This is a genomic window from Campylobacter concisus, from assembly GCF_003049705.1.
Lineage (GTDB): Bacteria > Campylobacterota > Campylobacteria > Campylobacterales > Campylobacteraceae > Campylobacter_A > Campylobacter_A concisus_AR.
Map to the genome: position 1 here is coordinate 338,387 of NZ_PIRF01000001.1, position 23,794 is coordinate 362,180.

Annotated in this window: 17 protein-coding genes and 1 pseudogene; 7 read left to right on the forward strand and 11 right to left on the reverse strand. The window is 37.1% G+C overall.

From position 1 onward, the window contains the following. Nucleotides 1-34 precede the first annotated feature (34 nt). Entirely contained in the window at nucleotides 35-1,522 is a 1,488-nt protein-coding gene (putP, locus tag CVT05_RS01675; RefSeq protein WP_107697602.1) for a sodium/proline symporter PutP, read from the reverse strand. A gap of 150 nt (nucleotides 1,523-1,672) precedes the next feature. Here putP and CVT05_RS01680 point away from each other — a divergent pair, with 150 nt between their 5' ends. From CVT05_RS01680 to CVT05_RS01710, 6 genes are all read left to right on the forward strand, one after another. Next, a complete protein-coding gene (locus CVT05_RS01680; RefSeq protein WP_085658195.1) occupies nucleotides 1,673-2,383 on the forward strand; it encodes an amino acid ABC transporter permease in 711 nt (236 codons plus the stop codon). Then, nucleotides 2,376-3,104, forward strand: a complete 729-nt coding sequence (locus CVT05_RS01685) for an amino acid ABC transporter ATP-binding protein (protein ID WP_107697603.1) — start codon at nucleotides 2,376-2,378, stop codon at nucleotides 3,102-3,104. Before CVT05_RS01680 ends, CVT05_RS01685 begins: the two co-directional genes overlap by 8 nt. Nucleotides 3,105-3,115: 11 nt before the next feature. Further along, the gene (locus CVT05_RS01690; protein WP_107697604.1) at nucleotides 3,116-3,889 is read left to right on the forward strand and encodes a basic amino acid ABC transporter substrate-binding protein; all 774 of its coding nucleotides are present in this window, start codon (nucleotides 3,116-3,118) and stop codon (nucleotides 3,887-3,889) included. Nucleotides 3,890-4,269: 380 nt separating this feature from the next. After that, nucleotides 4,270-6,222: a methyl-accepting chemotaxis protein gene (locus CVT05_RS01700; protein ID WP_107697606.1), complete on the forward strand. Its 1,953-nt coding sequence runs from the start codon at nucleotides 4,270-4,272 to the stop codon at nucleotides 6,220-6,222. A 194-nt stretch (nucleotides 6,223-6,416) separates the two neighbouring features. Further along, on the forward strand, nucleotides 6,417-7,133 hold the full coding sequence (locus CVT05_RS01705) for a transporter substrate-binding domain-containing protein (protein ID WP_107697607.1): 717 nt from the start codon (nucleotides 6,417-6,419) through the stop codon (nucleotides 7,131-7,133). 74 nt (nucleotides 7,134-7,207) lie between these two features. Next, nucleotides 7,208-9,946, forward strand: a complete 2,739-nt coding sequence (locus CVT05_RS01710; RefSeq protein ID WP_107697608.1) for a M16 family metallopeptidase — start codon at nucleotides 7,208-7,210, stop codon at nucleotides 9,944-9,946. A gap of 213 nt (nucleotides 9,947-10,159) precedes the next feature. Here the strand turns inward: CVT05_RS01710 and CVT05_RS01715 are convergent, their stop codons facing one another. The 3 genes from CVT05_RS01715 to CVT05_RS01725 are packed head-to-tail and all read right to left on the reverse strand — an operon-like array spanning nucleotide 10,160 to nucleotide 11,647. Continuing rightward, on the reverse strand, nucleotides 10,160-11,047 hold the full coding sequence (locus tag CVT05_RS01715; RefSeq protein ID WP_107697609.1) for a hypothetical protein: 888 nt from the start codon (nucleotides 11,045-11,047) through the stop codon (nucleotides 10,160-10,162). Between the two features lie 42 nt (nucleotides 11,048-11,089). Next, entirely contained in the window at nucleotides 11,090-11,320 is a 231-nt protein-coding gene (locus CVT05_RS01720) for a nicotinate phosphoribosyltransferase (RefSeq protein WP_107697610.1), read from the reverse strand. 33 nt (nucleotides 11,321-11,353) lie between these two features. Continuing rightward, entirely contained in the window at nucleotides 11,354-11,647 is a 294-nt protein-coding gene (locus tag CVT05_RS01725; protein WP_107697611.1) for a putative quinol monooxygenase, read from the reverse strand. A gap of 161 nt (nucleotides 11,648-11,808) precedes the next feature. On the opposite strand from CVT05_RS01725, the pseudogene CVT05_RS01730 reads away from it, so the two are divergent. Then, nucleotides 11,809-14,261: pseudogene (locus CVT05_RS01730) on the forward strand (molybdopterin-dependent oxidoreductase). A 50-nt stretch (nucleotides 14,262-14,311) separates the two neighbouring features. Here CVT05_RS01730 and CVT05_RS01735 read toward each other — a convergent pair. The 7 genes from CVT05_RS01735 to CVT05_RS01765 form a co-directional block, all read right to left on the reverse strand. Further along, on the reverse strand, nucleotides 14,312-16,144 hold the full coding sequence (locus CVT05_RS01735) for a dynamin family protein (RefSeq protein ID WP_107697612.1): 1,833 nt from the start codon (nucleotides 16,142-16,144) through the stop codon (nucleotides 14,312-14,314). Then, a complete protein-coding gene (locus tag CVT05_RS01740) occupies nucleotides 16,137-18,224 on the reverse strand; it encodes a dynamin family protein (protein WP_107697613.1) in 2,088 nt (695 codons plus the stop codon). The genes CVT05_RS01735 and CVT05_RS01740 overlap by 8 nt, the downstream gene beginning before the upstream one ends. Before the next feature lie 97 nt (nucleotides 18,225-18,321). Next, nucleotides 18,322-19,329, reverse strand: a complete 1,008-nt coding sequence (gene tsaD, locus CVT05_RS01745) for a tRNA (adenosine(37)-N6)-threonylcarbamoyltransferase complex transferase subunit TsaD (RefSeq protein ID WP_107697614.1) — start codon at nucleotides 19,327-19,329, stop codon at nucleotides 18,322-18,324. Further along, nucleotides 19,326-20,618, reverse strand: a complete 1,293-nt coding sequence (locus CVT05_RS01750; protein WP_107697615.1) for a M99 family carboxypeptidase catalytic domain-containing protein — start codon at nucleotides 20,616-20,618, stop codon at nucleotides 19,326-19,328. Before CVT05_RS01750 ends, tsaD begins: the two co-directional genes overlap by 4 nt. Beyond that, nucleotides 20,618-21,853 carry a uracil-xanthine permease family protein gene (locus CVT05_RS01755; RefSeq protein ID WP_107697616.1) on the reverse strand — a complete coding sequence of 412 codons (1,236 nt, stop codon included), beginning with the start codon at nucleotides 21,851-21,853 and terminating at the stop codon, nucleotides 20,618-20,620. The genes CVT05_RS01750 and CVT05_RS01755 overlap by 1 nt, the downstream gene beginning before the upstream one ends. Continuing rightward, nucleotides 21,840-22,949 (reverse strand): 1-deoxy-D-xylulose-5-phosphate reductoisomerase, encoded by a 1,110-nt coding sequence (gene dxr, locus CVT05_RS01760; RefSeq protein WP_107697617.1) that lies wholly within the window; start codon nucleotides 22,947-22,949, stop codon nucleotides 21,840-21,842. Before dxr ends, CVT05_RS01755 begins: the two co-directional genes overlap by 14 nt. After that, nucleotides 22,931-23,662 carry a phosphatidate cytidylyltransferase gene (locus CVT05_RS01765; protein ID WP_107697618.1) on the reverse strand — a complete coding sequence of 244 codons (732 nt, stop codon included), beginning with the start codon at nucleotides 23,660-23,662 and terminating at the stop codon, nucleotides 22,931-22,933. The genes dxr and CVT05_RS01765 overlap by 19 nt, the downstream gene beginning before the upstream one ends. Nucleotides 23,663-23,794 lie beyond the last annotated feature (132 nt).

Sequence of the window (23,794 nt, forward strand, 5' to 3'; positions counted from 1 at the left end):
TACAAGATACTAGGAATTTCTTGTAAGTTTAGGCTTAAAGCCTTGTTTTCATCTTTTCAAATTCATCTTTTATGACTTGCTCGTGAGGTTCGCTCGTCATTTTATTTATCGCATCTCCCCAGATGCTTATGCTAATGATCGCTATGCAAGACGCTATGATGCCAGGCAAAATTTCATAAACATAAGCGTTTAGCCCTGACGTGATCCAAAATATTACAGTTGCACCTCCAGCTATCATGCCAGCAAGTGCTCCAAGTGCACTCATGCGCTTCCAGTAAAGGCTAAAAAGTAGCACCGGTCCAAAGCTCGCACCAAATCCTGCCCAAGCGTTGCCAACGACATTTAATACATTATCTGTTGAGATAAAGGCAAGTATAGTAGCAACTATGGCTACTACTACGACAGCATAGCGACTGATCGCTGTTTGTGTATTTTGACTAATCTCTTTTTTATAGAATGCAAAGATAAAGTCCTTTGTTACCGAGCTAGATGTAACTAAAAGCTGACTTGAGATGGTACTCATTATCGCTGAAAGCACAGCTGAGATGATAATGCCTATAAAAAATGGTGGGAAAAGTAGCTCGCCAAGCTTTAAAAACACCGTCTCAGGATCACTAAGCCCGCCTCTTTGACTAAAGTAGACAAAGCCGATAAGTCCGCTCATAATCGCACCAAGTAACCCAATGCTCATCCAACCAATGCCGATCCTTCTTGCCTTAGCAAGCTCTTTTGAATCACGTATCGCCATAAATCTAACAATGATGTGTGGCTGACCAAAATAGCCAAATCCCCAAGCCATAAGTCCTAAAATTCCCCAAAAAGTTTGATCTCTAAATGGATTTAGGTGATTTGCATCAAGCTTGCTTATCTCTTTTAGTAAATTTGTATCACTTGACAAGTCTAAATTTAGATATGCTACGACTGGGATCGAGACTAGGACACAAAACATCAAAAGCCCCTGAAATGCGTCAGTTATACTAACTGCTTTAAATCCACCAAAAAATGTGTAAAAGACCACAATAACAAGTGTAAAGACCGCTCCGTAGGCAAATTTTAAACCAAAAAAGCTCTCAAATGTCTTTCCTCCAGCGATGATGCCGCTACTTACATAAAGTGTGAAAAAGATCAAAATGATAAGACCAGAGATGATTCTTAAAATTTTAGTCCTATCTTTAAAGCGATTTTCTAAAAAGTCTGGTATCGTGATGCTATCACTCGCAACTTCAGTATAAATTCTAAGCCTCTTTGCTAAAAATAGATAGTTGCAGTAAGCTCCAATGATAAGACCGATTATCATCCACACATTTGCTATGCCAGTTGCGTATAATGCTCCGGGCACGCCAAGTAGCATCCAACCACTCATATCAGAAGCACCAGCACTAAGTGCAGTAACCACTGGACCCATTCGACGGTTATCTAGCAGATACTCGTTCATACTTGCATTTTTATCGTAGAAATATCGTCCGATAAAGAGCAAAAAGCCAAAATAGATGGCGATGGCTAAATAAGACCCAAAGCTCATAAATTTCCTTTCAAATTAAGATAAATGGCTTATGTTAATATAAATTTTTTTAAATTACAACATTCAGTGCCGATCCTTAAACACTTTTAAGCAAAATGATATAAATTTTTTCGTATTATTTAAAGCCATATTTTAAAGAGAAGGACAAAGTTGAAGGCTCAAAATTTAGCTAAATTTCTATTTTTTATAATAATCGTCTCACTTGGAGCATATTTTTTCTATCCAAGAGATCTTAGTGAGGCTCAAGAGATCGCTTATATCAAAAGTTATGGAGTGACTTTAGGGCTTACTATAGGCGGTATTGTCATAGGCATAACACTTGGATTTACCTTGGCGTTTATTAAATTTTTAAATATTAAAGTCTTAAATTTTATAATTGATGAATATATCGATATCTTACGTGGAACACCTGTAATACTTCAACTTTTAATATTTTCAGTTGTCATTTTTGCAACATGGAGTGATAATTTTTATGTAGCTCTCATCGCACTTGGACTAAATAGCTCTGCTTATGTGGCCGAGATCGTGCGAAGTGGCATAAACAGCGTGGATAAAGGACAAATGGAAGCGGCTCGTGCGATGGGCCTAAACTACTATGTTTCGATGCGCGAGATAGTTTTTCCACAAGCTACAAAAAATATCTTGCCAGCTCTTGCAAATGAGTTTATATCGCTATTTAAAGAGACATCAGTCGTGGGCTATATAAGCGTCGTTGATATCACGATGCAAAGTAAGAGCTTGCAAGCGGTCTTTTATAGCCCAGAGCCAGTAATTTTTACGGGCATTGTCTATTATGTGAGTGTTAAATTTTTTACACTTTTGACAAAACTACTTGAGAGGAGATTAAACCGCCATGATTGAGATTAAAAATTTAAACAAAAGTTATGGCGATTTGCGAGTTTTAAATGATATTAGCGTAGATATAAAAAAGGGTGAAGTTATAGCGATAATTGGTCCAAGTGGTGGTGGAAAAAGTACATTTTTACGCTGCATAAACCGCCTTGAAGAGCCAGATAGCGGACACATAAAGATAAATGGTGAAGATATTTTAGATAAAAAATCAGATATAAATAAAATTCGCCAAAAAGTGAGTATGGTTTTTCAGCACTTTAATCTTTTTGCAAATAAAAACGTCTTACAAAATTTAACTCTAGCTCCGATAAAAGCGGGAATTTTAGATAAAGTAAGTGCAGAAAAAAGAGCTGATGAGTTGCTAAAAAGTGTTGGGCTAAGTGATAAGAAATTCGCCTATCCGCATAAGCTATCAGGCGGTCAAAAACAGCGTATAGCAATCGCTAGAAGCCTAGCAATGGATCCAGAGGTGATACTATTTGACGAGCCAACGAGCGCGCTAGATCCAGAGATGATCGGCGAGGTGCTTGATATCATGAAAGATGTCGCAGCAAAGGGCATAACGATGCTTGTTGTGACTCACGAGATGGGCTTTGCAAGAAATGTGGCAAATAGAATTTTCTTTATGGATAAAGGCAAAATCGCAGTTGATGACACACCGAAAAATGTCTTTACAAATCCGCAACATGAGCGTTTAAAAGAGTTTTTAGGCAAAATTTTAAATCATTAAAGGAGTAGAAAATGAGTAAAATTTTAAAATTTTTGATGGCAAGCTTGGTTTTATTTTTACTAGGTTGTGGCGATGATGCTAATAAAAAAAATGCAGCAAATAATGCCGAAGAAGCTAGTAAAAATGTAGTTTATAAAGTTGGCTCAAGTGCTGATTATCCACCTTTTGAATATCTTGATGAAAACAATAAAATTGTTGGCTTTGAGATAGATTTATTAAATGAGATCACCAAAAAAACTGGGATAAAATTTGATGTTGCAAATATGAGCTTTGATGGACTGATATCAGCATTAAAAACCGGTAAAATAGATATTGCCATAAGCGGAATGAGTGCAACTGATGAGAGAAGAAAATCGGTTGATTTCACCAAGCCATATTATTTTTCAGAAAATTTATTTATCCGCAAAAAAGGCTCAGATGTAAATAAAGACAACCTTAAAGATAAGAAAATTTCAGCTCAAGTTGGAACATTGCAAGAAGAAGCAGCCAAAAGCATAACCACTAAATCGATACCTGCTGAAAATGTAGCAGCTGCTATCATGTCACTAAACGCTGGTAAAATCGATGTTGTACTAACTGATAGTCCGATAGGGGTTGAATATTTAAAACAAAATCCAGATTTAGAAGAATTTTTAAGAGTTCCTGATGGCACGGAAGGATTTGCAATGGCGTTTGATAAAGGCAAACACACCGAGCTTATCAAGAAGATAGATGCAGCGATCGATGAGCTACAAAAGTCTGGTGAATTTGACAAAATGCTAGATAAATATGGATTAAAGAAATAAATCTAAATACAAAATTTGCAGAGAAGCAGGAATTCTCTGCAAAAACTCACTTTTTTCTAATTTTTAAAATTTAACATCTTTTAAAAGTAAAATTAATAAAATGACTTAACTATTTTCAAGGAGAAAAAATGAAGCTTCTCAGGATGAGAACGGCATTTATTTTAAATGTGCTATTTTCTATTTGCATGTATCACAATTTTGTTAAAAAATTCCTACTATTTAATAAAGCTAAATATAAATTAAAATTTTACATAAATGCGTTAATCAATATTTTTTATAAAAATAACCAAAAGTATTTTTTGTTGGTAAATTTTTAAGTATTAAAGTCGTATAACTTTATTTTTGAAGCAGATATTTAAGAAAAACTAAAAGGAGAGAAAATGAATAATCTAGGTATTAAATCTAAGATTATGGCGATAGTTATCGTCAGTCTTATTGGCCTTGGTATCATGAGCGCATACATGCTAAATGGTATCTTAAAGACTCGCTCAACAGCAGAGTTTAGTGAGAAAATCGTGGATACAATAATAAATCAAAATAATTTTATCCATGAGATGCAAAAAGAACGCGGATTTAGCTCAGGTGTGTTAGCAGGAGGGGATAATAAAAATTTATTAGAGCAGCGTAAAAAAGTAGACGCTATGCTTGATAAGCTTGAAGAGAAAAATGAAATAGCTTCAGAGATAAATAGTATCCGCTCAAATGTAGATCAAAAAAGTGGCAATGATCTAATTAGCCGTATAACAAAAATTTTAAGAAAAGAGGTTATTGCTATAAATGGATATAGCGATAAGCTCGAGCCTAGCTTGGTAGATGATCTAAAGCGTATCATTATTGTTGGTGAGATAAAAGAGTCTCTTGGTATTTTGCGTGCTACTTTAAATGGGGTTTTTACTAAAAAGAGCATAAGCAAAGAGGACTACAATAAAGTAGTTGCACTAAATAGCGTTATAAATAAATTTATGCAGGATTTTTACGATTACAATCCAAAAGAATTTAGTGACGAATTTGATGCTATCGCTATAAAAAAGGCTGATTTTATAGATGCAATGAATATTATTAAAAATGTAGTTGCCACTGAAGATGTATCTTATGATGCAGCAAGTTGGTTTTCAAAGATAAGCATTTCAATAGATGCGATGAGAGAGCTTGAACTTAAACTACTTGATAATATGCAAAAAGATGCAAGACGTATTAAGGGTAATGCAAATACCGAACTTATTATAAGTTCTATTGTGATTGCGATTTGTATTTTGCTTATGTTGCTAGTATCTACATTAATAGGTAAAAACCTGATCTCTGGTATAGATCAGACTAAAAATGGCTTAGTTAGATTTTTTGACTTCTTAAATTATAAATCTAATAAGGCTGAATTTTTAGATCGTAGTGGTAGCGACGAGATCGGACAGATGAGTGCACTGATAAATGAGAATATCAAACAAATCGAGGCAAATTTATCTGAGCAAAATAATTTCATTAAAGAAGCAAATACTTTTGTAAATCAAATTGGCAAAGGTAACTACGTAGCTCAGCTTAACGCAGATACTTCAAATCCTGCACTTAGCCAGCTAAAACAAACTTTCAAAGACTTACAAATCGCACTTAAACATGCTATTGCGGAAAATGGCGATGACGTGTTAAATCTACTAGAAAGCTTTAAAAAACAAGACTTTACTAAAAGGCTTGAAGATGATGGCAAAATGGCGGTTGGTATAAATGCCCTTGGTGAAGAGATAGCCAAGATGTTAAGAGCAAATTTAGATCAAGCCCATGTGCTAGAAGAAAAGGCTGAGTCTTTAAGTCAGTCAATGAAAGAACTAACTCAAGGTGCAAATGTACAAGCAAGCTCACTTCAAGAGTCTGCTGCTGCAGTAGAGCAAATGTCAAGCTCAATGAATGCAATATCTCAAAAAACATCTGATGTTATTAGACAAAGTGACGAGATCAAAAATATCATAACCATTATTAGAGATATAGCTGATCAAACAAATTTACTAGCTCTTAATGCCGCGATCGAGGCAGCACGTGCAGGAGAGCATGGTAGAGGCTTTGCGGTCGTTGCAGATGAGGTTAGAAAACTAGCAGAGAGAACTCAAAAATCTCTAACAGAGATCGAAGCTAATACAAATGTACTAGCTCAATCAATCAATGAAATGAGTGAATCTATAAAAGAGCAAAGTGAGGGAATCAATATGATAAACCAATCAGTTGCTCAAATAGACACACTTACAAAAGAAAATGTAGTAATTGTCAATAAAGCAAATGAAGTAACATCTGATGTTGACGACATGGCTAAGGCAATAGTAAACGAAGTTAGAAAAAGTAAATTTTAATCTTTGACTTACTCTTAGAGCTCCTATTATTCTATCCCTTAAGATAATTAAGGGATAGAACTTATTTATAAAAATTTATATGCTACTTTGCTATACGATTATTTATAGCATTTTTCTTTTATTACGGATTTAAACAATTTTTAATAGAGAAATACTGATAATTAAGCCACTAAATCACCTTAAAGGACACTATTATGAAAAAGATCTTTGCTCTTTTACTCACAGCTTTTGTTGCTCTTTGTGCAAATGAGCTAAAATTTGGTACAGCGGCGAACTATCCGCCATTTGAATATATTGATGAAAATAACAAAATAACAGGCTTTGACATCGAGCTAATTGATGAAATTTCAAAGCGTGCAGGTTTTTCATATAAGATCATAAATATGAGTTTTGATGGCCTTATCCCAGCGCTTAAAGCTGGCAAAATAAATGGCATAATAAGTGCGATGAGTGCGACTTCAGATAGACTAAAATCGATTGATTTTACAAAGCCATACTATTTAACTGAAAATCTTTATCTAAAGAAAAAAGGCAATGACGCACTAAAAGCTAAAGAAGAGCTAGCTGGCAAAAGAGTTGGCGTGCAACAAGGCACCGTCCAAGAGCTAGCAGCAAATGCTATAAATGGCGTAAAAGTAGTGCCTTCAGAAGATACTGTGCCACTCATCATGGGATTAAAAGTTGGCAAATTTGACGCAGTCATCCTTGATAGCTCTATCGGATATGGCTTTATCAAGAAAAATCCAGAACTTGAAGCGTTTTTCAAAGAAGTTGATGGTAGCGAGGGCTTTTCAATAGCATTTGATAAAGGAAAAGAGAGCGCGTTAATAGAGAAAATAAATCAAATTTTAGATGATATGAAAAAAGACGGAAGCTACGAATTTTTACTTAAAAAATACGATCTAAAATAATCTTCTAGCCTGCAAATTTGCAGGCTTATGCTAAATTCTGCTTTGTCTATCGATTAAAATTAAAAAGGAAAATAATGAGAAAAATTTTGTTGCTTTTTTGTCTAGCAATGGGTCTTTTTGCGCTTCAAAACGATAAAGATATGTTAAATGCAGAGCTAAAAAACGGGCTAAAATACTATATTAAAGAGAATAAATTTCCACAAAAAACAGCTATTTTTTATCTTGTTATAAATTCTGGTTCAACTGATGAAAAAGATGGCGAGCAAGGTCTTGCTCACTTTTTGGAGCACATGGCATTTAATGGCAGCCGTGACTTTAGTAAAAATGAGCTCATTAAGCAGCTTGAGAGCCTTGGTGTGAAATTTGGAGCCGATCTAAACGCGCAGACGAGCTACGATCAGACGAGCTATGTCTTAACGATTAATGTAAATGAGAAAAATTTACAAGATACGTTTAAAGTCTTTTCGAATTGGATAGATGGCGTTAAAATAGATCCTAAGGAGCTTGATAAGGAGCGTGGTGTCATAATGGAAGAAGAGCGTCAGAGAAATACGCCAGGATATAGGCTTTATTTGGCTCAAACAAAGGATATTTTTGAGGGCAGTATCTATCTAAAAAGAGTGCCAATAGGCGACATGAACGTCATCAAAAGCGTAGATGCTAAGCACATGCAAGAATTTTACGAGAGGCTTTATCAGCCAAGATTTATGAGCTTTGTTGCTGTTGGCGACTTTGATAAAAATGAGATAAAAAGCTTAATCGAAAAAAGCTTTAGCCAAGCAAAAAATACAAATTCTTACATTCATCCAGAAAAAAATATTAGCTTTAAAAGTGGTTTAAATATTTTTAACTATGACTCGAATGAGACCGGAATGGAGCTAGTTAGACTTAGCTATTTTGATAAATTTAGCCCAGTTGTAAATGAGGCTGACGCAAAGAGGAATCTAGAAGACGCACTTATCGCAAGCCTGATAAATATGCTTTATGAGCAAAAAAATGCAAATAATTCATCAAATTTAAGCACTGATTTTATAGCTCAAACACTTCAAGCAAAGCAGAAAATTTATAGTTTTGAAACAAATGTACTTGGAGGCGATTTTAACGCAAGCCTTAAAGATATGCTTGGCGTTATAAAAGGCATTAAAGAGTTTGGCTTTAATAAAGATGATTTTGAAGATGTAAAAAAGGCGTTTGTGGCAAATGTAGAGGCTAAATTTAAACGCTCAAAGACTAAAAAATCAAGCGTTTACGCAGGTCAAATTTTAAACATGATAGAAAATGGTGGCTTTGTGTTAAGCGACGAAGACGACAAAGAGCTTAGTTTAAAGCTATTAAACGAGATTACGTTAGCTGATGTGAATGCTAGATTTAGACAAATTTTAGCCATTTCTGATGAGCGTGTAAGAATTTTTAGCAAAGATGGTTTTAAGCTTAGCAAAGATGAGTTTTTAAAGCTTTTTGCCAAGGCGCCTGCTTATAACACAAACCTATCTGCTAATAACAACGATAAGAGCCTAGGCAATGAAAATTTAGAGCCAAAAGAGATAAGCTCAAGAAGCTTTGATGAAAAAAATGGAATTTACACCTACAAAATATCAAATGGCTCGCAAGTCATCTTTAAGCCACTAGCCACCAAAAAAGATAGTATTTTATTTGCGGCCATCAGCAAAGGAGGCACATCAAATTTGACTGATCCAAAGCTTGGTAGCTTTGCAGTTGCGCTCACAAATGAAAGCGGCGTTGGTAAATTTAATAACTATGAGCTCTCAAAGGCGCTAAATGGAAAGATCGTAAGCTACGAAAAGGGTATAGAAGCACTCACGCAAGGCATTTATGGCTCATCAAGCACCAGCGATCTTAGCTCGCTGCTAGCTGTTATAAATTTAGAATTTAACGCTCCAAGAGCCGATGCAAACGTGCTTGAGAGGATAAAGCAAAGAGCAAAAGATGAGCTAAGCAAAGAGCAAAATTTGCCTGAATATAAATTTAGCACCGAATTTAGCAAGTTTTTTTATGAAAACAATAAACGTGTCGCGCCGCTTGAGACAGCTCAGATCGACGCGCTAAAGTTAAATGAGCTAAAAGAGATCATCAAAGATAAATTTACAAACGCGGCCTCATATACTTTTGTAATCATCGGCGACACCGACGAGCAGAGGCTTTTGCCACTTGTTAAAAAGTATATCGCCACTTTACCAAAGCTTGGCGAGGCTGAAGAATTTAAAGACGATGGCGTGCGAAGTATCAAAGGTCAGCACACCTTTAAAAGGGAGTATCAAAGTACAAAAAGAAGCGATGTTGTCATAAATATCATAAATTCTGACGCAAAATATAGCTTTGAAGGAGCGATTAGGCTAAGGGCATTAAGTGAAATTTTAAAAACGGCGCTTCGAGAAAAGATCAGAGAAGATAAGGGCCAAACATACGGCTTTAGCCTAAATGCCAAGCTCGCACGCTATCCTTTTGAGCATTCAGATATGCTAATTAGCTTTACTTGCGATCCTATAAACACGGACAAGATCATCACCGAGATAAAGCAGATAATAGCTAGCATAAAGCGTAGTGGCGCGATCTTGCCAAAGCATTTGGAGGATTTTAAAGCACAGAGTGAAATTTCTATAAAAAAAGATTACGAAAAGTCTGACTTTTGGCAAAAGCTCATCATCTCAAATAAAATTTTTAACATGCCACTTTATACGGCTGATGAGTATATAAGCGCGATAAAAGCCATCACAAATGACGACATCAAAGAGGCTGCAAAGCTATATCTTGATGAGAAAAATATGGTGATAAGCATAAATAATCCGAAGTAGAAATTTTGGGGGCAGCTGGCTTTTTAAATTTAAGCCAAAGTAGAAATTTGGTGAGCCAAGCTGGCTGACTCTTAAAATTTAAACTCGAGTAAAAATTTATTAAGATAAGCTAGCTTTTTAAATTAGTTGGCTAAATTGGCTCTTTAAATTCAAACCTAAGTAGAAATTTAAAGAGCCAATTTAGCCCCTAAAATTTCAGCCTAAAAGCCAAAGCTAAGCGAGAATATCCTTTGGCTTTAGCTTGTTTAGCTTTTGTACTAGATCATCAAAGCTCGCTCCATTTTCGACCTCGCGCCTGATAAATTCCTCAAAAAACTCACGTTTTATATCTTTATCGGTGTATGTCACGCTCTTTTTGGTAACTTGCATAGGCTTAAATTTCTCTTCTTCCATCTCTTCATCGCCATTTTCTCTAACTGGCGTAAGAGCGATATTTTGCAGCACATCAGCGATGCTCTCGCCATTTTGATAACTTGTTTTTAGAAATTTTAAAAACTCATCTTTGCTGTTTTTATCAGCGTAGCTTACACGGTGTAACATAGGCTGACCTAAGAATTCTATACGTTTTTTATCCGAGCTTTGTTCGTAATGTAAAGCCCCGTCTTTAAAAGAAATTTTCACATTTGCGTGCTCGCCAAGTATCCTTTCGGCGGTAAATTCCAGCCATTTATCTTTAAACTCATCGATACTTAGATCAGAGTCTAGCAAATTTGTAGCCTCACGGCTTAGATAAAGAGCGCCAAAAGCATTGTTGGTTATTTTGTTATTTACGTTCATTTTGTGATTTTTGATGAACTCATCTACGCTAAAGCCGTTTTTCTCGCTAGTGATGATGGAGTTTAGTCGCCAAAGCTTCGTGCTATCAATGAAATTTTTAAGGCTAGAGGCTTCATCTTTGTTCACCCCGCTATCAAGGCCATTTATCTTGCCCCAGATAGAAATTTTATCATTTGATGAGTAGCCAGAGAGCGGTAGATGCTTGATGTCAGCAGTTTTGGTGGGAATTTCTACTTTGTCTAATTTTGTGCTTGTGGCTTGACGCTTACTAAAAGCATCTTGGTAGTTAAAGCTTTGATTAAATCCATTTAGCGCGTTTATCATGTCAAAATCCTTTAACACAATATCGGCAAGCAGATTTAAAATTTAAGTGGATTGTTTTTTATTGCGGTATTTTTCAAAAATGGCGATCATTTGGTATGAGTTTTGTGCGATTTTAAATTTATTTGGATTTTTACCAAGTAGCTCTTCTCTTAAAGAGTCGATAAATTCTCTATCTTTTTTGCAAGCCTCAAAGCTCACTCGTCCCCTAAGTACGGCCATAAATATAATATCAGCAGTCGCATTTATCATCTCAAGCATTTTTTCTTCGCTCATTTTTTGTGGATTTTGCCCTTTTTAAAGCAAATATTATTCCTTTGCGCTCACAAAATTTACTATTTTTACCTCTTGGCTCTCTTTGCAAGCCTCCAGCGCAGCTGCGTTTTTCACCATATGAGCGCTTTTCATATGTTCTTTTTGGCTTGCAAGATCTTCCCAAATTTCCATAAAACAGTATTCATTTTTACCGCCCACAACCATGCCGCACTCGTAGCTTATGCAGCCTTTGTCTTTTCTTGAAGCTGGCACGATCTCTTTTAAAATTTCTTCAAATTTTGCCTCACACTCAGCTTTTAACTTTACATTTACATAAAATCCAATCATCTGCCCATCCTTTAAAAAATTTTGGCTAAAATAGTGCAATTTAGACGCAAGTTTGCGTATTACATTACAAGGTCTTTAAACGATGAAATGATACAAAACCCTAAATTTATAATTTCTAAAACCAACCAAAAACAATAAATTTAACCACAATCGGAGAGAAAATGAAAAGACGAGACTTTTTAAGATTAAGCGCATTAGGCGCGGCTAGCCTTCAAGCAAAAGAGCTTGGAAGCGCAGAGCAAGCGTTATTTGACAAGAAAAGCGGACTAAGCGCAAATAAATTTGGCGCATTTTATGTAAGAACTATCGCAGGGCGCGTGGTTGAGACGGTGCCATTTGAGGGCGATGCTTATCCAAACGAGCTAAATAACGCAGTCATTGACTACATCCAAAACGAGAGCAGAGTAAAATATCCATTTGTTAGAAAGAGCTTTTTATCCAATCCAAACAACCCAAAACCAGAGCTTCGCGTCAAAGAGGAATTTGTGCGTGTGAGCTGGGACGAGGCTATAAAGCTAAGTGCAAAAATTTTAAAAGAAAATTTTGATAAATACGGTGCTGAAGCGATCTACGGACAGGTTTATCAGTGGGGTAGCCTCGGCAAAGTTGGCCACAGCCAAAAGACCGCAAAGAGGCTACTTAACGTGCTTGGCGGCTACGTAAATGAGCTTGGTGGCTACTCATACGGCGCAGCGACTGTCATCTTGCCTCACATCACTGGCTTTATCGATCCAACGCTCGCGCCAACAAAGTGGGAGGCTATCTTAAAAAATGCCAAAACGATCGTATTTTGGGGCACAAACCCAGTCGTTTCAAACAAGATCGCCATTGGCGTGCCGCTTCACAACTCATATAAATACTACGATGAGATCAGAAAAAAGGGCGAGAGCGGCGAGATGAAAATTTATAGCGTCGATGTTTATCACAACGAAAGCGCAAGATATTTTGGCGCAAAGTACCTTGAAGTCGTGTCTTGCACCGATACGGCGATGATGATAGGTATGTGTAACTACGTTTTTGAAAAGGGGCTTTACAGCAAAGAATTTATAGAAAAATACACCGTTGGCTTTGATAAATTTAAAGAGTATATGCTTGGCACAAAAGACGGGGTCAATAAAAACCTAGCTTGGGCAAGTAAAATTTGTGGCGTGAGCGAGCAAGATCTTGCGAAATTTAGCGAGGATCTAGTCAAAAATGACTCAGTTATAGTTAGTGGCTACGCGATACAAAGGCAAGATCACGGCGAGATGGCGTACTGGGCGCTAGTGACGCTAAATGCGATGCTTGGACACATCGGCAAAGAGGGTTGTGGCTTTGTCACAAATGACGGCATGCACAAAAACGCTGATGAAAGCTACATAGCGCCTAAACTAGCGGCTTTTGAGACAAAGGTGCCACAAAATTCATTGATAGCGGCCTTGTGCCAAAGACTAAGGGCTATGAGCTGCCAAACTCAAGGCTCATAGACGCGCTTTTAAGCCCTGGCAAAGAGATAACTAGAAATGGCAAGAGCTATAAACTACCAAAGATAAGAGTGATGTTTAACGCCAACGGCTCGACATTTACAAGGCATCCAGAGACCAACAGAGCGATAAAAGCTATGCAAAAAGTTAGTGCGATCATCACTTGCGAGCCATTTTGGACGAGCACGGCTAAATTTAGCGACATCGTCCTGCCAGCTGCGCTTGAGTACGAGCGAACGGACATCGAGATGGCAAACTCTACAAGCGAGTATCTATTTGCGATGAAGCCACTAGTTAAGCCATTTGGCGAGAGCAAGAGCGACTTCGAGATCGCAAGACTGATCGCAAACGAGTGGGGCAGGGAAGAGGCATTTAGCGAGGGTAAAAGTGAGCTAGAGTGGGTCAAGACAATATATGAAGATGCCGTTAAAAAGGCTGCTGAGCTTGGGTATGAGAGCATGCCTAGCTTTGAGGAATTTTGGGAGAAGGGATATTTTAGATTTGACAAGATCGATGAGAAAAAACGCTACTTTACAAACTACAAGAAATTCCGCGACGATCCAGTGGCAAATCCGTTAAAAACGCCATCTGGCAAGATAGAAATTTACTCTGAGACTGTCGCTGGCTTTGGCTATGATGACTGCCCACCGCATGCGACGTGGCTTGAGCCATTTGAGTGGCTTGGCGCAAAAAATAAAAAATATCCTATCGCAATTAGCGGCGCGCACTCTAAATTTAGGCTTCACTCACAGCTAAATAACTCCGTGCTTCGCAACTTTAACGAGATCGCAGAGCGCGAGCCAGTGCTTATAAATCCAAAAACAGCCGAGACTAAAGGGATAAAAATGGGCGATGTGGTGCGTGTATTTAACGACAGGGGCGAAATTTTGTGCGGTGCCTTTGTGACTGAGGACGTGCCACAAAATGTCGTAATAGTAAGCGAAGGTGCGTGGTATGACCCTGAAAAACTGGGCGAAAAGAGCCTTTGCTTGCACGGAAATTTAAATGTACTCACAAAAGACGTATCATCAAGCAAGATGAGTCAGAGCAACACCGCTCACACAAGCCTTGTAGATGTCGAGAAATTTAAAGGCGTGCCAAAACGCGTGACTGCATTTGACGCACCAAAGATCGGCGTAATGCACGCATAAAATAAAAGCTATCCTTTAAATGGATAGCTTCTAAGCTTTAAAAATTTTATTTATCTTAATAGCAATGAATTTTCACAAAGCTCTTCAATCTTTGAGATTTGCTCTTTGACTCTTGCTTTTAAGCCATCAAGCATTGCTATTTTTAAAGTATAAATTTCATTAAAATCACTCTTTATATCAAGTAAAATTTTATTTAAAAACGAGCTGTTTGAGCACATTAAAGCTTCAAACTCATAAAGGCTAAACGCATCAAGCATACGCTCATAGACGTCTTTTGCGCTTGGAATATAAAGTGGCGTATTCATCTGCAGATGCGATTCTAGCGTCTTTTCTATCTTTTGCTTTATAAAATAAACCGCGAGTTTGAGTGCATTTTCATAGTTTGAGGCTAGCTTTATATCAAGCTTTTCGAAAAATAAAGAGACCTTTTGTATAGCCTTAAATTTAGCCGTTTCATACTCTCTTAAAAAATTTTCATATGTCCGTCCGGCATAGGTGTTTATGGATTTTGTTTCGTAAGCCAAGACTTGATCATCAAAGCTAGCGTAATTTTCATAGCGAGATTTGTATATTAAAAATTTATCCTCTAAATTTTTATAAAGCTCATTAAACGCTGAGGTTATTGCATTTTCTAGCTCTTTTAGATCTTTTTTGTAGCGTTTAAAAAATTTATTAAAAACTACATCTTCGTAGATAAGTTTTGAAAAGACTTCGTCGCTATCAAGACTTATTACCTCAAAATTTTCACGCTTATAAATTTCTTTGTTTAAAAGCGTCTTTGAAGCGTTAAATTTTGTCTTTGAAAATGGTTTAAGTAGCTTAAATACCTCATCGGCAGCAAGTTTTATAACTTCACTCATTTGACTATAACTTAAAGCGATCTTTGGCTTAAACTCCTCTTTTATCGCCTCCAGCCTCTCATCTAATGAGCCACTAAATTCATCTAAAATCAACCGCGCATTGTCATAAATTTCTAGATGTTTTTCTTGCTCGTTGGTTAGGAGTTTTACGATCTTTTTTGCCCTTGCTTTTATGAAATTTTCTTTAAAGCTCTTGTCTAAAAAGCACTCTTTAATAGCCTTTAGAGCTTCGTTAAAATTTGAAGCTTCAAGTAGGCTTTTTTCATTATTTGTTATGCCAAGAAGGGCTTGCTTTGATGAGATAGCGATGATATCCTCAAAAAGCTCGCCATAAGTTTGCCCAGTGTGCTTTAGCAAATTTTCAAGCCCCTCCTCGCTTAGCTTGTCTTTTTGGTTGATTAGGCAGATCGCTTTTAGATCATTTGCTTTTAAAATTTCTTTGATACTTTCAAGCTCGCTTGCCTTTGCGGCGTTGTTTGCAAGGCTTAGCCATATCGCACCGCTAACCTTTTTTAGTGTATTTTTTGTCTCTTTTGTGTCAGCATCTCTTAGCGAGTTTAGGCCAGGAGTGTCGATGAAATTTATCTCTTTTAAAATCTCACTTGGCGCATAAAGCGTCATGCCAGAAACTTGCTCGCCTAGCTTATTTAGCTCGGCTAGATCGCTACTTGCTAGCAAGCTCTCGCTACCGTTTATAAATTTCACACTTAGAAGTGGTATCTTTGCAAATTTTAGCCTCACAGCCTTTGCGGTGACTGGAGTTAGTCCTGATGGCAAGATATCTTGACCAAGCAGTGCGTTTAAAAACGTTGATTTTCCACTTGAAAATTGACCGATAACAGCTATTAGTGGTGGTTCATTTAGAGTATCTATTAGTAAATTTAAGCTCTCTTTTATCTGCTCGCTTATATGCAAACTAGGATCGTTTAGATCATTTACGAGCCTAGCTAGCTCACCCTTAAAATCATTTGTAAAGACCTTAAAATATCTCGCTTTGTAGGCATTTATAAACTCATTAAACATTTTTAATATCCTCTAAAAGTGAGTAAATTTCATCTTGCAAGGAGGTCTTTTGCTTAAGCTTTGAAATTGAGCTTTGGTTTTGTAAATTTAGCTCATTAAGTTTTTCATTAAGGACTAAAAGTCTTTGGTTTAGAGTCTCTTTTTGGCTCATCTCATAAGCCTTTACTCGCTCTTTTAGCAGTTTTTTTTCGTGTTCTGCTAGCATCTCACAAAACTGTGATATGCTTTTATTGTTAAGTAAATTTTGTCTTAAACTTAAAAGTGCCTCATCTGGCTCACTTTTGCTTAAAATTTTAGCTTCAAGCTCATCTAAAAGCTCACCAAAATCAAGCTCCACGCCCATTTGCTTTAAAAAGTCATTTATACTAAAAATTTTATTTTCACTCACCTTAAAGCCATCAAAGCTTAAAGCGATATTTTGCTCGCATGACTTTGTCTGCACTAAAGTTTCATTTCTAGCCTCTCTCATAAGTGCCGCAACTCCGTCACAAAGTGTAGTTTTTGCTATTTGTGTAAGACGCTTTAGATTTAAATTTTCTCTTTTACTTTTGCAGTAAGCAATCTCACTCTTAAGCCTTTCATTTAGATTTTGTAGTAACGCTTCAAGCCCCATTTTATAGATATCTTTTGCATTTTTATCATCGAGTTTTTTTAGCTCGCCTTCTAAAAGCCTTTCAAGTTTTGTGAAATTTTCATTAAGAGAATTTTTGATATTTGCTTGCTCGTTTTGCAAAGCTTCTAGCTCTAAACCAAATGCTTTAAGCTCTAAAATTTCAGCCTTTGTGGCTTCGAGTTTTATTTTTAAAATATTTTGTAATTCTTTTTGATATGAGCTTAAAATGAGAGCTGATTTTTTAGAGTCTTTGCCAAAAAGCACATCGTAAAGATACTCTTTAAACTCCGGCACGCCACTATTTAAAGCGCCATCAAGATAAGCTTTAGCGCTAAGAGCAAAATAATCTATCTTGATATCATTTATCTGCTCGCCAATCGCTTTTTTTACGTAGTTAAGCGTTTCATTAATATCCTTTGCATCTAGCTCATCAGCGTGAGTTAGCACGATAGCAACTCTTACGATGTGCGAGTTTTCAAGGCATTTTTTCAAAAATAGTGCGTCTTTTTGCGTTGCACTTTGTGAGGCATTCATGAGATGAGCCAAAAGGTCGCACTCTTTCATAAAATTTGTAGTTATTTGCTCTCTTAAAACGATCGCATCATCTATGCCCGGAGTGTCTATAATGCAGACATTATCTCTTAAAAGCTCCAAGTCATCATAAAGCTCAACGCTTTTTACGAGATTTGCTGTTTTTGAGCTTGAAGATGTATAGTTTTTGATCTCATCTAGGCTGATCTCTACGCTACTAGCTGGTAAATTTTTGCTTGAAAGTCCAAGCTCTTCTAGCTCGTCTGGGCTATAAAAATTTACCTTTGCATGGCTAGTTGTTGCGTGCTTTAAGATGGTTAAATTTATGGTTTCAGGCACATTTGAAGTGCCTAGGACGGATTTGTTTAAAAGGGCATTTAAAAGGGTTGATTTGCCAGAGTTTATGACGCCACTTACTGCGATGTTAAAAAGCGTTTCGTTTGATTTTTTCTTGGCGTTTTTTAAAGCTAGTAAAAATTCTTTATCTTCATCAAGCATGCTTGCTTTTTCATTTATCTCATTTAGAAAATCTAGGCTCTTGTGAAAGTGATCTTTTGGTTTTGTGTTAGAAATTTCTGCTTTATTTTGATTTGAGTTTTTGCTTATAAATTTTATTAAAAAATCAAATTTTTCATGGCCAATTATCTTTTCATCACGTAGCTTTTGTAAGTAGATTGCGAGTTCATCACTTGAAATTTTTGCTTCATTTAGTGCTTTTATTGTGGCTAGCTGTGCACTTTGTATACTAAAGATATCAAGTCCTACGCCTAACTTTTTTAAGATAGTTCTAAACTCGGCAAGGGCCATAAACTCATCTAAATTTTTCTCATCACAAGATAAAAGAAGCGCTAGTAGATCTGGGTAAAAAGGTACGCTCGCATCAGTGTTGGCGTAAATTTTATTTAAATGCCAAGCGTGATTTAAAAACTCGTCCATAAAAGATTCTTTTTTTTGAAATTTTTTAGATTTTATTACGTTTTTACTTACGAAGCTATCAAGATTTAGGTACAAAATTTTATGTTTTTTAAAAAGTTTAATTTAACTCAAGCTTTTTAAAGCTAACTCTTGGATTTATATTTAGCTCGCTATGGTTTACAAACTCGCCTTTTAGGTACTTCTCACGCCCCGCTCTTGCTATCATCAAGGCGTTATCAGAGCAAAACTCAAGTGGAGCTAGCAAAAGCTCGCACTCATTTTTTTGGCAAAGCGCTTCAAGCCTTTTTCGTAAATTTAGATTTGCACTTGCACCGCCAACTACGCCAAAACGCTTAAAATTTCTTAAACAAAAGACCTTTTCAAGCTTGTTTAAAATGTGCTCACAGGCAGTATTTTCAAATGCGTAGCAGATGTCAGCGATATCTTTTGGAGTGATACTATCTAGCTTTGAAATTTCGACTCTGACTTGGTTTTTAAGCCCCGAAAAACTATACTCAAGACGTTTATCATGAAGAAGTGGAATGGTAAAATGAAACCTCTCTTTGTCTTTGCAAAGTAAGGCATTTTGCTGCACCACGACACCGCCTGGATAACCAAGATCAAGCATTTTAGCAACCTTGTCAAAGCTCTCACCAAAGCTATCATCGCTAGTGCTTGCTATCTCAGTGATTTCACCATTTTCGTCAATCTCTAAGATCATCGTGTGTCCGCCACTAACTAACAGGACACCAAGTGGAAAGGTGGCTTCACGATCTAAAAATAGTGAGTAGATGTGGCCAACTAAATGATTTACAGCAATTAGCGGGATATTTAGAGCCACGCTTAGCGCTTTTGCCATACTGACACCGCCTATTAGGCTCACACTAAGACCCGGCTCATTTGTCACAGCGATCGCTTTTATATCTTTAAAATTTGGCAAGATACCCTCTAAAAGTGCTGGCAGTGCCTTTGTATGAAGTCTTGCTGCAAGCTCAGGAACAACGCCACCAAAGATAGCGTGCTCCTCTTCTTGAGAAATTTTTTTATAATAAATCTTCTCTAAAGTGCGTTCATCTATGAGTGCGACCGAACTATCATCGCAGCTACTTTCGATACCAAGTATCATCTAAACTCCGCTAAGATCATGCCGGCAAATTTCTCTTTGCCATCTTCATTTTTATAAAACTCGACTCTATAAATTTTGCCGTCTTTATCGATGCTGTAGCTTTTACTTAGACTATTTTTAGCCACCTCTTGCTCACTCTCATCTATACTTTTTGTGCCGTATCCTATGACATTTACGCGCACGTTTTTGAGTGCTTTTACTTTAAAGCTCTTTTTCACGCTAAATTTATCGCCACTTTTTAATGCAAGCTCGCTACCGTCGCTTATTAGTGAAATTTCATCAAGCGGCTTCGCAAATTCAAAATATTGTGGTTTTAATCTAGTAACAAAGCGGTTGCCGTATTGCACTTTGAAGCTACCATTTTCTTTTATGACGGCTATTAGCGGATTTGGTGAGCTGTAATTTAACTCGCCTTTTTTAAGTGGGACAAAATTTATTAAAGGCTTTAGATTTTTAAGGCTTATCGCGTATGAATTTTCAAGTTCAAGTCTGATCTCTTTTTCGATTGCCTTTTTTACGCTTTTAACATCAAGGTTAAATGGCCTAGTAAAGCTAATGCCAGCCTTTTTCATATATTCTTCAATAGCGATTAGATGGTAATAAGTCCTTTGCTCGGCATTTAAATTTTTACTAGCTTCGTTTGCAAAGGCTGATTTATTTTGAGTGATAGCATAGTAAGTTAGGCTTTTTAGCATCTCTTTATCACCCATTGCAGTGTGCGTATTTTTGATGTGATACTGGTGCTTTTGATCTATTAGATGCTTGTTTAGCACATCTTTTACGCTTGAAGCGATACTTTCAAGCTCTGGATATTTTGAGCCAGGAAGCGTGCTTTGGTCTATTATGCAAGTATTGCCCCATTTATCTGGATTTTCGTCTTTGTTTATAAATTTATCTCTGTAATATCCGCTTCCATCGTGCAAATTTAAGATGAGCGTAACGTTTTTGTCGGTTATGACGTCTTTTATCTTCATCACTGAGTTGTAATCAGGATCGTTTTTATCTACATGGGCAAATTTTCTATTCATATCGCCTTTTGTGCCACGACTTCGCTCGATTATGCTTGGGAAATTTAAATTTGGCACAACCCAAAGCGAACCTTTTGTGATGTTATAGTCAGTTGCCACGATAGAGGCTGCCAAAAAGCCACCCGGCTCATCGCCTTGAATGCCACCGATTAACAACATCGTGTTTTCACTTGGTTCACCTTTTTTGATGAGCGCATAGTCTAAAGTATTAGCTAAACTAGCAGTGGTAAAGGTTAGTAAAAAAAGTAAAAATTTACGCATTAATATCCTTCATAATGCTTTGTCTTTGGCAAAAGCAAATTTAAAACTATGCCAGTAACCGCACCAAGTCCGATACCTGAAAATTTAACCGCTCCAAGATCAAGTACCATGCCGCCGATAGCAAAGATAAAGATGAGGGCTACGATTATCATATTTCTAGGGTCTGCAAGATCGACTTTGTTTTTTATAAGTGTCTCCATGCCAACGCTTGCGATGATGCCAAAAAGTAGCAGCATGATACCGCCGATGACTGGAGCTGGAATGGTTGAAAGCACAGCTCCTAGCTTACCAACGAAGGCTAGCACGATAGCAGTGATCGCTGCAAAGGTCATGATCGCTGGATTATAAGCTTTTGTAAGGCTAACCGCACCTGTGACCTCTGAGTATGTAGTGTTTGGCGGACCACCAAAAAAAGCAGCAAGCGAAGTGGCAAGCCCATCTCCAAGGAGCGTATTTTTAAGGCCTGGATTTTTTAGGAAATCTTCTTTTGTGACATTTGAGATAGCAAGCATATCGCCTATATGCTCGATCGCTGGAGCGATGGCGATAGGTATCATATAAATGATCGCTTCAAACTCAAATTTTGGTGTAGTGAAATTTGGCATTCTAAACCAAGGTGCATTAAAGATAGGTGTAAAATCAACCATGCTAAAGCAGTAAGCTACGATGTATCCGGTGATAATACCAAGCAAAATAGGTATAAGCCTAAACATGCCGCGCCCAAGCATCATTACCAAAATAGTAGCCACTAACGAAATGCCAGCGACGATCATCGCCTCATTTTGTGTATAAATTTCAGTGGCTGATGTTGCCATTTTGACGGCATTTGGAGCAAGGATAAGGCCTATTGTCATGATGACCGGCCCAACGACAACTGGAGGCAAAATTTTATGCAAAATTTTCTCACCGCCAAAGCGAACTACAAGACTTAGTGCGACGTAGAAAAATCCAGCAAATATAACGCCGCCCATCGTCACTGGTATTCCCCATTTTTCTATGCCATACTGAAGCGGAGCGATGAAGGCAAACGAGCTTGCTAGAAAGATTGGTGGGACGTTTTTTCTAGTTATTAGCTGAAAAAGTAGCGTGCCAAGACCAGCCGTAAAGAGAGCTACATTTGCATCTAGTCCCGTAAGTATCGGCACTAATACCAGTGCACCAAAGGCGACAAATAAAAACTGAACGCCGATTAAGCTTTGCTTTGGATCAAATTTATAACCCTCATACCTTTGCATTTAACATCCTTTTTGCGTAATTTCTAACTTCTTTATCAGCTTCAAAAATTTCATCAATATTTGAAATTTTGATATTTCTAAAATTTTTAACAGAGCTTAAAACGAGCCTTGAGATATCCAAAAACGAGCATTTTTTCTCTAAAAAGCTAAATACTCCAATCTCATTTGCAGCATTTATCACTACACCTAGATCAGGGTTTGCTAGTACTTCATCTTTTAGCGAAAAAATGGGATATTTTTTAAGGCTAATTTTATGAAATTTTATATTTTTTAGATCAAGTAAATTTGCATGTGAAACGATATTTTCACTGATATTTTCAAACATAGCATGAGCGATAGCTAGCTTCATATCAGGTCGCGAGAGGTGCATCGTACTTGAGCCGTCTATAAATTCAACTACGGCATGTATCGCAGAAGTTGGTTCTATCACAGCCTCGATCTCCTTGATGCCATAAAGCCAATAAGCCTCCATTACTTCAAAAAGCTTATTTGCCATCGTCGCACTATCAATCGTGATCTTTGCGCCCATATCCCAGTTTGGGTGTTTTAGTGCGTCACTTGGCGTGGCATCTTTTAGAAATTTGATCGGCTTTTTATAAAATGCGCCGCCACTTGCTGTGATGATGAGTCTTTTTGGTGCAGTTTTATTTTCAAGTAGAAATTTAAGCCCAAAATGCTCGCTGTCAATGGGCAAAATTTCTCTAGTCTTTAGAAATTTGCCGCCAACAACAAGGCTCTCTTTGTTTGCAAGCGCAAGTCTTTTGCTAAGAGTTTGTGTCTTTAGACTAGGAGCAAGGCCAGCAAAGCCAACAAGGGCGTTTATCACCTTTTTTGAGCTTGAAATTTCTAGCATTTGTAGTAGTCCAGTCTCACCAAAAAAGATATTTTTAGCTTCTACGTTTTTTACATTTTTAGCTAGCTTTTCATCGCCTACGCAGACAAATTTTGGCTTAAAATTTAAGATTTGCTCATTTAGTAAATCTACATTTTTAGCACAGCTTAACGCCTCAACCTCTACGCCAAATTTTTCGCAAAGGTTAAGGGCGTTTTTGCCAATTGAACCAGTTGAGCCAAGTATTACCACGAGAGCGACCAAAGTAGGGCGACTACGCCAAATAAATAACCATCTATCCTATCAAGCATGCCTCCGTGTCCTGGGAAGAGCGAACCACTATCTTTGACGCCGCAAAGTCTTTTTAAGTAGCTCTCAAACAAATCTCCCCAAACTGCAAACACGCAGACTAAAAAGCTTGAGAATAAAATTTGGAAAAATCCTTCGGTTACAAAATTTCCAACAATGCAGCCAATCACAGTACCTATCGCTACACCGCCTGCTGCACCTTCAATTGTTTTGTTTGGTGAGCTTGGGCTAAATGGATGTTTGCCAAACATTTTGCCAACAAAAAATGCACCGCTATCGCTTGCAACTACGCTTAAAATAAGCCATACAAGATAGCCTACGCCATACTCTGAGTAAAGCATCCATATCATAAAGATCGGCGTGGTTGGATATACAAAAGGTGCGACTAGCTTTAAATTTTCACTTTTTATGTGAGCTAGGATCGAAGCAACTAGCATGATAGCAAGGATCGCTATAAATATTGGATTTGTAAAATATGTAAGCACGTAAAAAGCAAGTGCGGCAAAAACTAGCTGTTTGTGATCGATATTATAAAGCTTGAGCGACTCATTAAATGCAAAATAAAGCACAGCGCCGAGCAAGATAAAATTTAAAATATAATTATCAATAAAAAAAACTACTAAAATAGCAACAAACATCAAAACGCCAGTGATTATGCGAGATTGCATATCCTCTCCTTAAAATCGTTATTTCGCTGTAATTATAACACTTAAAATTTAGACGGCGTTTAGATGATAAAATTTTAATAATTAACTTCTGCAGATGGGTGAAATTTGCTTTTTGATTTATTGGTCTAAGAT

Coding starts and splice junctions, on each gene's coding strand:
- CVT05_RS01685 (WP_107697603.1), top strand. CDS start 2,376: ATGATTGAGATTAAAAATTTAAACAAAAGTTATGGCGATTTGCGAGTT.
- putP (WP_107697602.1), bottom strand. CDS start 1,522: ATGAGCTTTGGGTCTTATTTAGCCATCGCCATCTATTTTGGCTTTTTG.
- CVT05_RS01765 (WP_107697618.1), bottom strand. CDS start 23,662: ATGCAATCTCGCATAATCACTGGCGTTTTGATGTTTGTTGCTATTTTA.
- CVT05_RS01690 (WP_107697604.1), top strand. CDS start 3,116: ATGAGTAAAATTTTAAAATTTTTGATGGCAAGCTTGGTTTTATTTTTA.
- CVT05_RS01705 (WP_107697607.1), top strand. CDS start 6,417: ATGAAAAAGATCTTTGCTCTTTTACTCACAGCTTTTGTTGCTCTTTGT.
- CVT05_RS01725 (WP_107697611.1), bottom strand. CDS start 11,647: ATGATTGGATTTTATGTAAATGTAAAGTTAAAAGCTGAGTGTGAGGCA.
- CVT05_RS01710 (WP_107697608.1), top strand. CDS start 7,208: ATGAGAAAAATTTTGTTGCTTTTTTGTCTAGCAATGGGTCTTTTTGCG.
- CVT05_RS01715 (WP_107697609.1), bottom strand. CDS start 11,047: ATGATAAACGCGCTAAATGGATTTAATCAAAGCTTTAACTACCAAGAT.
- CVT05_RS01750 (WP_107697615.1), bottom strand. CDS start 20,618: ATGCGTAAATTTTTACTTTTTTTACTAACCTTTACCACTGCTAGTTTA.
- CVT05_RS01720 (WP_107697610.1), bottom strand. CDS start 11,320: ATGAGCGAAGAAAAAATGCTTGAGATGATAAATGCGACTGCTGATATT.
- CVT05_RS01735 (WP_107697612.1), bottom strand. CDS start 16,144: ATGTTTAATGAGTTTATAAATGCCTACAAAGCGAGATATTTTAAGGTC.
- CVT05_RS01740 (WP_107697613.1), bottom strand. CDS start 18,224: ATGGACGAGTTTTTAAATCACGCTTGGCATTTAAATAAAATTTACGCC.
- tsaD (WP_107697614.1), bottom strand. CDS start 19,329: ATGATACTTGGTATCGAAAGTAGCTGCGATGATAGTTCGGTCGCACTC.
- CVT05_RS01700 (WP_107697606.1), top strand. CDS start 4,270: ATGAATAATCTAGGTATTAAATCTAAGATTATGGCGATAGTTATCGTC.
- CVT05_RS01755 (WP_107697616.1), bottom strand. CDS start 21,853: ATGCAAAGGTATGAGGGTTATAAATTTGATCCAAAGCAAAGCTTAATC.